The 12997-nt window shown below is 67.6% G+C and carries 10 protein-coding genes; 3 read left to right on the top strand and 7 right to left on the bottom strand.

The features are described from left to right. Positions 1-27: 27 nt before the first annotated feature. Positions 28-1137 (bottom strand): YcjF family protein, encoded by a 1110-nt coding sequence (locus ASD87_RS07465; RefSeq protein ID WP_056319383.1) that lies wholly within the window; start codon positions 1135-1137, stop codon positions 28-30. 338 nt (positions 1138-1475) lie between these two features. On the opposite strand from ASD87_RS07465, the gene ASD87_RS07460 reads away from it, so the two are divergent. Further along, positions 1476-2474, top strand: coding sequence for a hypothetical protein (locus ASD87_RS07460; protein WP_056319380.1), 999 nt, complete (start codon positions 1476-1478; stop codon positions 2472-2474). Further along, positions 2471-3646 (top strand): glycosyltransferase family 4 protein, encoded by a 1176-nt coding sequence (locus tag ASD87_RS07455; RefSeq protein WP_082586225.1) that lies wholly within the window; start codon positions 2471-2473, stop codon positions 3644-3646. Before ASD87_RS07460 ends, ASD87_RS07455 begins: the two co-directional genes overlap by 4 nt. Here ASD87_RS07455 and ASD87_RS07450 read toward each other — a convergent pair. Next, positions 3585-4694: an S-(hydroxymethyl)glutathione dehydrogenase/class III alcohol dehydrogenase gene (locus tag ASD87_RS07450; RefSeq protein WP_056319378.1), complete on the bottom strand. Its 1110-nt coding sequence runs from the start codon at positions 4692-4694 to the stop codon at positions 3585-3587. The two genes, ASD87_RS07455 and ASD87_RS07450, sit on opposite strands and share 62 nt — an antisense overlap. Positions 4695-4717: 23 nt before the next feature. After that, positions 4718-5008, bottom strand: a complete 291-nt coding sequence (locus ASD87_RS07445; protein WP_056319375.1) for a metal-sensing transcriptional repressor — start codon at positions 5006-5008, stop codon at positions 4718-4720. A gap of 162 nt (positions 5009-5170) precedes the next feature. Here ASD87_RS07445 and ASD87_RS07440 point away from each other — a divergent pair, with 162 nt between their 5' ends. Beyond that, positions 5171-5779, top strand: a complete 609-nt coding sequence (locus ASD87_RS07440) for a HutD family protein (RefSeq protein ID WP_056319373.1) — start codon at positions 5171-5173, stop codon at positions 5777-5779. Between the two features lie 95 nt (positions 5780-5874). Here ASD87_RS07440 and ASD87_RS07435 read toward each other — a convergent pair whose 3' ends face one another. The 4 genes from ASD87_RS07435 to ASD87_RS07420 all read right to left on the bottom strand — a co-directional run bounded on the left by ASD87_RS07435 (position 5875) and on the right by ASD87_RS07420 (position 12981). After that, positions 5875-7497 carry a methyl-accepting chemotaxis protein gene (locus ASD87_RS07435; RefSeq protein WP_056319370.1) on the bottom strand — a complete coding sequence of 541 codons (1623 nt, stop codon included), beginning with the start codon at positions 7495-7497 and terminating at the stop codon, positions 5875-5877. 181 nt (positions 7498-7678) lie between these two features. Further along, positions 7679-9088 (bottom strand): MFS transporter, encoded by a 1410-nt coding sequence (locus ASD87_RS07430; protein WP_056319365.1) that lies wholly within the window; start codon positions 9086-9088, stop codon positions 7679-7681. Between the two features lie 106 nt (positions 9089-9194). Beyond that, the gene (locus ASD87_RS07425; protein WP_056319363.1) at positions 9195-11273 is read right to left on the bottom strand and encodes a site-specific recombinase; all 2079 of its coding nucleotides are present in this window, start codon (positions 11271-11273) and stop codon (positions 9195-9197) included. A gap of 16 nt (positions 11274-11289) precedes the next feature. Next, positions 11290-12981, bottom strand: coding sequence for an MFS transporter (locus ASD87_RS07420; RefSeq protein WP_056319360.1), 1692 nt, complete (start codon positions 12979-12981; stop codon positions 11290-11292). Positions 12982-12997 lie beyond the last annotated feature (16 nt).

Raw genomic sequence — 12997 nt, 5'->3', positions numbered from 1 at the left:
ATCTCATTTCATTGCATCGCCGCGCGATCAGAATTTGACGCGTTGCTTGAGCGCCTGCGCGATCATCGGGACGTCGATGTCCTTGCCCGGATGCTTCAGGCAAAAGTCGTGCAGCACCGCGATGTAGGCATTGCCCAGCAGCTTGGTGATGGCGCCGGCCGTGGTGGCCGCGATGGTGCCGCCCACCGCGCTGCCTGCACCCGGGATGAACTTCAGCATGCCCGAGACGACGGAGCGCCCGATAAGCGTGGCGGCCGACGCGCCCAGCGTGGACGTGACCAGCGTGGTGATCGCGGTGGTGTTCAGTTCCATGCCGAAGGTGATGCCGATCTTGGCGATCATGCCGACCTGGATAGGCACCAGGGCAAAGGCGTCCGAGAACGGAATGGGCGCGGCGGCGGCCGATGCGGCCAGGCCCGCGGCCACGTTCACCTCGATCTCAGCCCGCTTTTTTTTTACTTCCAGGGCCTTCTTGTTGCGCGTGGATAGCGCGTTGGCATAGGCGCGCTGCTGGGCCTCGGGCACGTGCTCGGCCGTCACCTCGATCAGCCGGTCCAGCCCCATGGGCGGCAATTCGGCGTCCAGTTCCTCGATCCATTCGGGCAGCGCGCGCACCGCCACAACCTGCCGGGCGCGCGGCAGCAGCTTGCGGGCCTCTTCCAGGAAGGGACTGTTCTTGCGCGCCTTGGTCAGCACCGCCACGACGGGGATGCCTGCCTTGTCCAGCATGTCGCACAGTTCGATTTCCGCGTCCTCGACGCGGTGGCTGCTGTCCTGGATGCAGAGCCAGGCGACATGCAGGTGCCGGTCCTGGTCGTCCGACGCCGACCGCTCTTCGATCAGTTCGGCAAGCTGTTCGCGCGAGCGCGCGTAGTCGGCGACTTCCAGCCCGCGGGTATCGATGATGGTGAGCGGATGCCCCGGCCGGGTGAATTCCTGAATGGTCTGGGTGACCGGCTTGCCCGCGCCCGTCCTGGCCAGATCGCCGCGGAACACGGCGTTGATCAGCGTGCTCTTGCCGACGCCCGTCTTGCCGGCGACCAGGATGTTGACGCGCCCGGCGCCGCGCGTGGCGGTGCTGATGGCATCGGCGATGGCGTCTTGCAGGTCGGGGTGGTCGGGGCGGATGGCGCTCATCAAGGGGGCGTGGCGGGCAAGGGAAGATGCCGGAACGATATCAGAGGATGACTTCTTTGGCGCAAAACGTAATTGGGTGAAAACGCCTCGTCCGTCTGGGGGACACCGTTGGCACGACGCCGCGAGAGGTGCCGGAGGGCGTGTCCTCACGGACGGACGCGCGGTTTTCCATATGATGAAAGTCAGGAACCGGCCCCCGAAGGATCACGCAAATTCGGGGGCAGATTGTTCGCCTCTTCAAAGGGTTACATCTCACATAATCCCCTCGCGATTTCGGACGAGGGGCTTCGTAGAATCAGGCCGTTGTCAGGCTACGCCGCGGTACCCGCGCAATCCACATGCCCCGTCTTGCGCTCGTTCCCCGCTTGCTGCGCTCTCGACCCCTCACCAAGGGCCTGCGCTACCTGTATCGCGTCACGCGGTCCAAGGCGCATCGCCACAACGAGACGCTCTGGCCGTTTGTCACGGTGCGGCGCGATGGCCCCGACCGCCTGACCGGCTGCAACCTGCATGGGGTGCGCGGGCCGGCAACCGTTTCACTGGATCAATTGCCACGCGGCATCGGCGGCGATGCCCACCTGATTCTCAGCGGCCCATCGGTCGCGCAGATCGATTACGCGCAATGCCGCATGCGCACCGTGATGGGCGTGAACGGCTCGATCGCCCTGCGCGCCCGGCATCCGGCGCTGCGCTTTCATTACTACGCCATGCTGGACGCCGGATTTGTGAAGAAGCGCCGCGACCTCGTGGCGCAGGTGCTGGACCAGGATCTGGTGCTTTTCGTGACGCCGGAGGTGTACCGCTGGATCGCATTGCTGTTCGACCATCGGGCCGTTCGCTGCCGCATCGCGCTTTTCGAGGAAGTGCATCAGCGCGCCCAGCAGCCGCGCGCCGAGCCGCAGGCGCTGCAGGCGCAGTTGGCCGGCGACCCGGAATTGGTGCTGTTCGATGCGCATCATCCGATGCACGCCCATGGCTTCAGCCTGAACGCGGCACGCGGCTTGTTTGGTGGCGGCACGGTGGCCTACACGTCCCTGCAATTGCTGGCGTGGCTGGGCGCCCGGACGGTGTTTCTGCATGGGTTGGACCTGACGGCCACCGCAGGCCCGCGCTTCTACGAACAAGCCGGCGCGCAACTGCCCACCGCGCTGGACCGCCAGTTTGCCGGCCACATCGAGCCGGCGTTCCGGCAGGCCGCCAAGCTGCTGCGCGCGCGCGGCATCCAGGTCTACAACCTGTCGCTGCTCAGCCGGCTGGGCGACGACATCTTTGAAAAGCGGCATTGGAGCTGTCTGCTCGACCCCGCCACGCAACCGCCGACGAGACCCGAATCATGAAGATCCTCTATACCAATTTCCACCAGGGCGATGGCGGCGGGCACACGACCTACGTCATGTCGCTGGCGCGCATCCTGTGCCAGAAATCGCAAGTCATGGTCGGTGCGCCGCGCAAGAGCCGCCTGCTGGCCGAGGCCGAGGCCCTGCCGGGCCTGCGCACCATCGATCTCGAATTCAAGGGCACGCTGGCCGAACAGCTGTCCGCGCTGCGCCGCCTGCGCAACCTGGTGCGCCAGGAACAGTTCGACGTCATCCACGTCAATGGCTCGGCCGATCACCGCTTGTGCATGCTGGCGACGTTGGGGATGGGAAGAAAACGCCCCTTCATCGTCTACACGCAGCACAATGACCGCAGCGCCAGCAGCCTGGGCGTGCGCCTGCGCGCCAAGTGGGCCACCAATCGCGTCATCTGCGTGTGCAGCCACACGTTCCGGCGCATGAAGCAGTCGGTGTTTCGCAATGAAGATCTGCGCGTGGTGCATAACGGGGTGGACACCGCGAAGTACCGCCCCGCCTGCCGCACCGAAAAGGCCGAGGCGCGCGCGCGCTTTCTGCCGCCCGCGCTGCGCAATCGGCTGGTCCTCGGCAGCAACGCCGGCACCGCGGACTACAAAGGCTGGATCGACATGGTGGCTGCCGTGTCCTTGCTGCCCGCTGCGCAGCGCGAGCAGGTCGCCATCCTGATTGCCGGCGCGATGCCGGGCGACGACATGCTCGGCCAGGTGGCCGCGCTGGGCATGCAGGATCAGGTGGTCTTCACCGGTCTGCTCGACAATGTGGAGCCGGTGCTGGCGGCGCTGGACGTGGGCTTTGTGCTGTCGTCCCGGCTGGAGACGATTTCGTTTGCCTGCCGCGAGATGATGGCCGCAGGCAAGCCGGTCATTGTGACCCGCGTGGGCGGCCTGCCGGAGAACGTGACCGAGGGCCGCAACGGCTGGGTGGTGCCGCCCGGGTCCCCGGAGTCGGTGGCCCGGACGCTGTCGGACATCATGGCCAACCGCGGCGTGCTGCACGCCATGGGCGTGGATGCGCGCAGCACGGCGCTCAAGGAGTTCTCGCTGGCGACCTTCGTCGGCAATACCGAACGCGTCTACCGCGAGAACGCCTACGTCAGTAGTGGATCACCGTCCGGATCGACTTTCCTTCGTGCATCAGATCGAACGCTTCGTTGATCCGGTCCAGGGGCAGCGTGTGGGTGACGAACGGGTCGAGATCGATCTTGCCGCTCATGGCGTCTTCCACCATGCCGGGCAGTTGCGTGCGGCCCTTGACGCCGCCGAACGCTGAACCGCGCCACACGCGGCCCGTCACCAGCTGGAACGGGCGGGTGCTGATTTCCTGGCCCGCGCCGGCCACGCCGATGATGATGCTTTCGCCCCAGCCCTTGTGGCAGCATTCCAGCGCGGCGCGCATCACGTGCACGTTGCCGATGCACTCGAACGAGAAGTCCACGCCGCCGTCGGTCAGTTCGACGATGACTTCCTGGATGGGCTTGTCGTAGTCCTTGGGGTTGATGCAGTCGGTGGCGCCCATGGCGCTGGCCAGCACGAACTTGTTCGGGTTGGTGTCCACCGCGATGATGCGGCCGGCCTTGGCCTGCACCGCGCCCTGAATGACCGCCAGGCCGATGCCGCCCAGTCCGAACACGGCGACCGTGTCGCCTTCCTTGACCTTGGCGGTGTTGTGCACCGCACCGATGCCGGTCGTCACGCCGCAGCCCAGCAGGCAGACCTTTTCATGCGGCGCGGCCGGGTTGATCTTGGCCAGCGAGATCTCATTGACGACGGTGTATTCGCTGAACGTCGAGCAGCCCATGTAGTGATAAAGCGGCTTGCCTTCGTAGCTGAAGCGCGAGGTGCCGTCCGGCATGACGCCCTTGCCCTGCGTGGCGCGCACCTTCTGGCACAGGTTGGTCTTGCCCGACAGGCAGAATTTGCATTCGCGGCATTCGGCCGTGTAGAGCGGAATGACGTGGTCGCCGGGTTTCAGCGAGGTCACGCCTTCGCCCACTTCCACCACCACGCCCGCGCCTTCATGGCCCAGCACGGCGGGGAACAGGCCTTCGGGATCGTCGCCGCTCAGCGTGAAGGCGTCGGTATGGCAGACGCCGGTGTGCGTGATCTGGACCAGCACCTCGCCGCGCTGCGGGGGCGCGACATCGATCTCAACGATTTCCAGCGGCTTGCCGGGGCCGAATGCGACTGCTGCGCGTGATTTCATAACGATGCTCCACGTAGAGGGGGTTATTTCAGATAGGAACGGACGATGCGCATAAGGTCATCGATCTGCGATTCGGTCTCGGGCCTGGGGTCCGTTGGACTTCCCTGAGCAGACTGCAGGAACGTTTCCCGCAGATGACTCTCCAGCACTTCGGCCATCAGGCCGTTCGTGGCGCCGCGCAGCGCCGCCAGCTGCTGCAGCAGCGCGCCGCATTCCGTGCCTTCGTTCACCGCGCGTTCCAATGCTAACGCCTGCCCCTGGATGCGGCGCAGGCGGGTGACAACGCGTTTCTTTTCTTCTGGGGAGTGCGGCACGGCAAGCTCCGATTCGATACAGGGGGGGAGTATACGTATTCCGGCTGGGCGCGTCCAGGCCCGCGCAGCCGGGCGGGCAGCCGGCAGGGGCGTGCGACCTATAATTTCGCGTGATTCATTTCGCGTGTTTCCACCGGACCCCTACAGGACTTATCCAAGGCCATGAATTTCCCTGATGTGCGGCTGTACCGGGCCGAGGACCATCCCCGCATGCCGTGGCGCAATGGCGGGGGCACGACCCAGGAGGTCGCCTGCAACCCCGGGGGCCATGCGGCGTCGTTCGACTGGCGGCTGTCGCTGGCCGACGTGGCGCAGGACGGCGGCTTTTCCGCCTTTGGCGGTTTCCAGCGCATCATCACCGTACTGGAAGGGCGCGGCATCGAACTGACGGTGGACGGCAATCGCCAGGCGCCGCTGGGCCCGCGCACGGCGTACGCGTTTTCGGGCGATGCGCAGGTGGACTGCCGCCTGCTGGACGGCCCGATCCGCGACTTCAACCTGATCTATGCGCCCGACCGGTGGCACGCCCGCCTGCAATGGGTGCGGGGCGCGGATCCCTGGGTATTTCACAGCAGCGCGCGCAGCGTGCTGATCCTGAATGCCGGCGGCGCGCTGGCGGTTGAACTGGACGGCGCGCAGCATCGGCTGGCGTCGCGTTATGACTGCCTGCACGTCGAAGGGCAGGAGGGGCTGGCACGGTATTGCCTGACCGCGCAGGCGGACCTTGACGCCTGCGTGATCGAACTGTCGCCGCGCGCGGGCGGACGTTGAGGCTTTCCGCGCGGGCCTCGCGAGGCCCCGCCCGCAGCAGGCGCCGTCTCCCTGCGATGTGAGGGATCAGGGCCTGCCGGCGGTCAGGCGGGACACTACGCCGGCAACAGCGCCGGCTGGCCGTAGGAATGGGCCGGGGCTTGGACGGCGTCCTGCCCCTGCGCGGGCAGGCGGAATGTGCTGACCGCCGCCTGCAACCGCTGCGCCTGCGTTTCCAGCGACGAGGCCGCCGCCGCGGCTTCTTCGACCAACGCGGCGTTCTGCTGCGTCACCTGGTCCATCTGCGTGACGGCGGTGTTGACCTGGTCGATGCCCGTCACCTGCTCGTTGGATGCGGTGGCGATGTCGTTGACCAGCATCGTCAACTGTTCGATGGTTTCCAGGATTTCCGTCATCGTCAGGCCCGCCGCCTCGACCTGCGCCGAGCCGGCCTGCACGGTCGCGCCCGAGGCGTCCAGCAGTTGCTTGATCTCCTTGGCGGCGCCGGCGCTGCGCTGCGCCAGCGACCGGACCTCGGCGGCCACCACGGCAAAGCCCTTGCCTTCCTCGCCGGCTCGCGCCGCTTCCACCGCCGCGTTCAGGGCCAGGATGTTGGTCTGGAACGCAATGCCGTCGATCACGCCGACGATGTCCTCGATGCGGCTCGAATCCTGCGCGATCTTGCGCATCGTGCTGACCGCGGCCTGCACGGCGTCGCCGCCGCGCTGCACCACGTCTGAGGCGGTGGCGGCCATCTCGTTGGCCATGCGGGCATTTTCGGCATTGCTGGTCACGGTGGACAGCAACTGCTCCATGCTGGCCGCCGTTTCCTCCAGCGACGCCGCCTGCTGCTCGGTGCGGCTGGACAGGTCCTGGTTGCCGGCCGCAATTTCGCTGGAGCCCGTGTTGATCTCGACCACGCCATCGCGCACGGCATGCACGGTGCGCACCAGGCTGGCCTGCATGTCCTGAAGGAAAGGAATGATCTGGCCCACGCAGTTCTTGCCGAACGACGGAATCGGCGTGGTCAGGTCGCCGCCCGCGATGCGCTGGAAATGACCCTTGAGCGAATCCAGCGGACGCTTCACGAAATGCACGACATAGCGGTCGCCCAGGATCAGCAGCAGCAGACAGATGCCAAGAACCACGCCCATGCCGATATAGGCCTGGCGGCGGTTGGCGTTGGCGTCTGCCCACAACTGGACTTCGCGGGCCTTGGCGTAGGCCTCGTAATCCTCCATGCCCTTGCCGAAGCTGCGGCTGGCGGTAACGACCGGTCCTGCCGCCTGCGCGCGCGCCTTGTCCACCGCGCCGGCGTCCAGCTGCTGGCGTTGCACGTCAATGCCGTTGACCAGGGCGTCAAAGCCCGAGCGCATCGCGTCCAGCAGCGCCGTGGGCGCGTCCCGGCGGGCCAGTTCAATGAACTGCGCCTGATGCTTTTTCGCTTCGGTCAGTGCCGTGTCGATGCTGCGGCCTTCCGCGGCCGCCAGGTCCTTCTGGCCGCCGGCAACGTACTCCAGCTGGCGCGACAGCCGCAGCCGGGCGCGCATGATCTGGTCGTTGACGCGGGAAAGCGCGGATACCTCATTCAGAAGATCGTTGCTGGCTGCGAGCGCTTCGCCGGCGCTGCGCAGCCCATTGACGCTGATGGCCGACAGGCCGGCGATGAAAAGGCTGATCACGAGCAAGGTGCCCAGGATCATGCGGCGGATGGTGATGTCTTTCAGAAACTGTGTCATGCGCGTCGTCCCAAAGGTGCAGCAAGCCTGCTTAAGGACAACGACGTAGCCCGGGCCTTATTTAGCCGGATGTTGCACATCTTACGAATATGTCGGCGCGATGGACGAATATATCGACACGAACGGCAACAGTGTTGCGTCTTGGAGCAGGCGCGTGCGCCGGACGGCCCGCGTGGGCCCGTCAGCGGGAAGCAGGCGTCTGCGCCGGTTCGCTTGCGTCGAACCGCAGCCGGGCAAAGCTGGCGATGCAGGCGAGCCCGGCGCACAGGGCGCCCAGCCACAGCGCCGCGATGGCGCCTTGCGTGGTGGACACGTTGAAACACGCGGCCACCATCGCCGCGCCTGATGCCTGGCCCAGCAGGCGCACGGTTCCGATCATGCCGCTGGCGCCGCCGGCGCGCGACGCGGGTGCGGAGGTCATGATGGCCCGCAGGTTGGGCGACTGGAAAAAGCCAAAGCCCGCGCCGCAGATTGCCATGCGCCACGAGATGTCCAGCACGGACGGGTCGGCCGGCATCAGCGCCAGCAGCGCCATGCCCAGCGCCAGCATCGCCAGTCCCACGCCACCCAGCATGCCGGCCGGGTAGCTATCCGAAAGCCGGCCCGCGATGGGCGCCATGAAAGCCACCACGACGGGCCACGGCGTGATCAGAAAGCCGGTCTGGACCTGGCTGTAGCCCAGCACCGTCTGGAACAGGAACGGCAACGACACGAAGGCCAGCGCCTGCGCGGCGAACGCGCACACGGCCGTGGCGGCGGACAGGGCAAAAAGGGGACGGCGCAGCAGGTCCACGGCCAGGATGGGCGCGGGATGGCCGGCCTGACGCCGCATCAGCAGCCACAGGCTGGCCGCCGCCACGGCGCCTTCAAGCGCCACGCGCGGCCACGGCGCGCCGTGGGCAAGTTCATTCGTCGCCAGGACAAGCAGGCCCAGCGTCATGGCGCACAGCACCGCGGCCATGCCATCGAACCCGTGATTGGATCGCGTGGTGTCCGGCAGCCCGCGCAGCGCCAGCGCACCGGCCAGGATGCCGATGGGGAAATTGACCAGGAACAGCCAGTGCCACGAGCCGAGCAGCAGGATGGCCGACGCCACGGTCGGCCCGCCCGCAAACGACAGACCGACAACCATGGCGTTCAGGCCCAGACCGCGGCCCAGCATGTGCGAGGGGTAGATAAAGCGCAGCAGCGCGCCGTTCACGCTCATCACCCCCGCCGCGCCCAGGCCTTGCAGGATGCGGGTGGCCACCAGCACGGGCAGCGATGGCGCCAGGCCGCTTGCCAGTGAGGCCAGCGTGAAGACCGCGAGGCCGACGATGTAGACGCGCCGGTGACCCAGGATCTCGCCCAGCGCGGCCGCCGGCAGCAGGCCGGCCACCATCGCAAGCTGGTAGCCGCTGATGACCCAGATGGAACCCGCCTCGCTGGCCTGCAGGTCTCGCGCGATGGTGGGCAAGGCGGTATTGGCGATGGCCGTGTCCAGACTGGCCATGCAGACCGCCAGCATGACGGCCACGAGGGCGCCCAGGCGTTCGGCGGCGGGCAGGCCGACGCCGGCCGGATAGACGGTGCTGCGGGAGAACGAGAGCATGGATGGGCTGCGCTGCGAGGGCGTCCGGGCGGAGCGCCTGGAGTCGTAGGGACAGATTCTAATGCGGGGTGCGTTCTGACCGGGCGGCATAACCGCCGCGCCGCCGTCAGGACTCCACCGGCGCCGGGCGCGGCTTGACCGGCCAGAACAGCGCCGCGGGCCGCCGCAGGATGCGGCGTCGCACGCCGGCCGTGAGGGAGGTCCGATCGTCGCGGCGCATGTCGCGCGAGGCCATCGCCACGTTGAAGGCCAGCGCAAAGCTGACGATGACGTTCAGGGCGCCGGTCGCCACCGTGCCGGCCACGGCCATCCAGAACACCTGCGTGTGCACCACATCCCAGCCCAGCGTGGCGAGCGCGGCGGCGATCTGGCCGGCGCTGAGCGACACGTGGCGCACCTCCAGTGTCGATCCCAGCGCACTGACGAAGACTGGCAGCAGGCCCAGCATCAGCCCCAGCGAGACGTTGGCGGCGATCAGGGACACGTTGCGCTGCCAGAAGCCGGCCCAGCGCACCGCGCCCCGCGCGCCCAGCAACTGCCGGGTGCGGCGGCCATACGCCATCACGTCGTGCACGCGGTGCAGCGCAAACCAGTTGTCGGCCCAGCCGGCGATCAGGCTGGACAGCCAGATCAGCGCGCCGGTCACTGCGGCGTAAAGCGGCGTCGGTCCCCAGAACGACAGTGACTGCAGCGTGGCTTGCGCCTTGTCGGCATCGATGAGCGGCTGTTCCAGCATCCGCATGGCCAGCCATTGGATTGCCCAGGCCAGCGGAAACACCACGGCCAGGTTGCCCGCAATCGCGGCCGCGTTCGAACGCAGCATCGCCAGCGTGTCGTCGACGAAGGCATCGCGGCCGTCGGGCGTGTAGGCCGCGTCCAGCCGGCGGGCCAGCGCCGGTCCCGTCATGGCAGGCTGTTTGGTGGCCAGCGTGAAATGCGCGAACTGGATCACCAGAAAGCTGCCCGCGTAGTTCAACGCGTTCAACAGGCCTTCCAGCCACTTCTCCAGATGCGCCGACGTGATGATGAACTTGACGTAGACCGTGAACGCGACGACAAAGCCGCCGCCCATGGAAGCCTTGAGCATATCCATGTATTCCAGCGTGTCGCGGGCGATGTAGTGTTCGCCGGTTTCCGCGCTGCGGTCCATCACGCGGCGCGCCAGCTGGGCGAGCGATGAGGCCGCCAGATGACGGATGCTGCTGCGCGCCAGCGTGCAACGGATCAGCTCGGCCATCAGGTGCACGTACCGATGGCGCTGCGTGGGGTCGATCCAGACGCTCAGCAGCAGCTCGATACGCGCCAGGCGCAGCTTCATGCACTCGATCTGGTAGACCACGTCCACCGCCACGCCATTGCGCTTGAGTTCTTCGTAAACCGCATCTCCGGCCGCGCGGCATTCATCCAGCAGCGCGCGCAGCACATTAAGGCGCTGGCCCACGGCCTCGGGCGGCGTGTCCGGCGTGCTGGCAAAGAGCTCGGCGGCCGCATCGGACAGCGCAAAGAACGGGGTGTCTTCCACGCGGCCCGGCAGGCGCGAGCGGATGTCCTGGCTGAGACCGGCCGCGCGCACCTGGCTGATGAGCACCTGCATGCTGCTGGTCAGTGCATGCGCCAAGCGCCGGGCAAGCGCGTCGGGCGTGGGGGCGGCGGACGCATCCGCTATGCGCGCCGGGGCGCCTTCGTCCCGGTGCATCAGCGCGCGCACGCGGGCCAGTGTCGCGTCGTCCAGCGACTCGATCCATTGCGCGTCGCCGGCGCGGCGAAACAGCAGGGTGAACAACCCGTCCATGTCGCCGCGGTTGGCGGGCGGGGGCAGCATCCAGTCCACGATGCGGCGCCACAATTCGCCCCAGAAGCCCGGCTGCGATGCGACGCCGGTGTCGCACAGCAGAGTGGTGGGATCGTTGTCCACCAGCACCGATCGCAACGTGGCTGCCGTGCGCGCGGCCACCGCGGGATTGTTTTCCAGCACCTGCAACAGGTAGCGCAGCCGCGCGTGGCGCGGATCCCCCCCATCCTGCCGCGACGGTGCGCCGCCCGGCCGGTTCAGCCAGCGGCCCAGGTCGATGAGCCACAGATTGCGTTCGGCCAGCGGCGACTGCGGATCGGCATTGGCCAGGATGACGTCGAGCTGCGCCCCGCCCCGGGAAGCCCGCCAATTGCGCCACAAAGAAGTCAGCATGATCGAGCCTCGCGCGTCATCGTGAATGGGGGGCGCGGCGCAACGAAAATCCTTGCGCCGCATTCATGGCCAGGTAGCTGACGTTGCGCGACACCGTCGGGGGCTTGTCGCCCGCGTGCAAGGCGCGTACCTCGTCCAGCACCATCTTGTCGGCCAGTGTCATGCGGTCGATCATCCGCAGGTACTGCATCCAGCTTTCCACCAGGAAGACCTCGCGCCAGACGCCCTCGCGCTCCAGGTCGCGAAACAGCTGCCATTGCTGCGCGCCATTGCGCAGCCGCAACAGGCGCAGCGGCTGGGCGGCATGCAGCAGCGGCGCCAGCTTGTCCGCGTTGATCAGGTATTCCACCGCGACGAGCACCGCGCCGCGCTGCGTGTTGAAGCCGGCGGCGGCCATGGCCGGTTCCGCGTCGTCGGCGCGGGTCAGCGACCGGGCATCCACCTGTTCGGGCAGGCGCGACCGGTACAGCAAGGCCACGGTGACGCCCAGCACGATGCCGGCGGTGGACAGCGCGCCCGACACGCCCATCGTGCCCGCGAAGTGGCCCCACATGAACGATCCCGCCGCCAGACCGCCAAATATCGCGGTCTGGTACAGCGCCAGCGCGCGGGCCTTGACCCAGTCGGGCACCAGGAGTTGCACGGTCGTGTTGTAGGTGGCCAGCACGCCGATCCAGCAGCCGCCCGACAGCAGCAGCGCGGGAAACGCGACCCACAAGGTGTCGGTCAGGCCCAGCGCCAGCAGGCAGGCGGCAAGCAGGGCCGCGGCCACGCTGATCAGGCCGCTGGATCCCCAGGCGGCGCGGGCCCGGCGCACCCCCACGCTGCCCAGGATGGCGCCCACGCCCAGCGCGCCGAGCATGTAGCCATACAGCAGCGCGCTGCCGCTTTCATGTTCGTGCGCCAAGAGGGGCAGCAGCGCCCAGAGCGCGCTGGCCGACAGGCCAAAGGCGAACGAGCGCAGCATCACCACGCGCGTCACCGTCGAATGCTGCGTGTAGCGCACCGCCGCCACCACGCCTTCGAACAGCCCCTCGGGCGGCAGGCGCCGCACGGGCAGGTCGCGCTTCCAGCGCCAGATCGCCCAGATCAGGCTGCCGTAGCAAAAGCAGTTCAAGAGAAAGACCCAGGATGCGCCCATTGCGCCCAACAGCAGGCCGCCGATGGCGGGGCCCACCGCCCGCGCCACGTTGAAGTTCACGCTGTTCAGCAGCACGGCGCTGCCGACGTGCTCGCGCGGCACCTGTTCGCCCACGGCCGCCTGCCAGGCCGGCGTGACGATGGCGCTGCCGATGGCAATGCAGAACACCGACGCGATCAGCGTGATCGGGTGCAGCAGCCCCGCAAAGGCCAGGATGGTGATGAAGACGCCGCCCGCCAGCTCCAGCAGCATGCCGGCAAGCATGACTTTTCGGCGGTCGTGGTTGTCGGCCAGCACCCCCGTCAGGATCGACAGCGCGACCAGCGGGAAGGCGGCCGCCACCTGGATCATGGCAACCATCAGCGGGCTGCTCTGCTCGGTCGTGATCACCCATGCGGCCGCGACGGATTGCGCCCAGGTGCCCAGGTTGGCAAACAGATTGGCGATCCAGATGACGCGAAAGGCGGGAAAGGCAAAAGGGGAAAGCGTGCTGACCTGCAGGACAGGCGCGGGCGCGGCCGGAGGGGCCGCTGGCAGGTCGGTCGACGCCGAAACGGGCTGCAGCATGGGAGCGTGGCCGGAC

The organism is Achromobacter sp. Root170, assembly GCF_001428165.1.
Taxonomy (GTDB): domain Bacteria; phylum Pseudomonadota; class Gammaproteobacteria; order Burkholderiales; family Burkholderiaceae_B; genus Achromobacter; species Achromobacter mucicolens.
The sequence above is the reverse complement of the archived record's forward strand: the minus strand, read 5'-3'. Positions and strand labels throughout refer to the sequence as shown.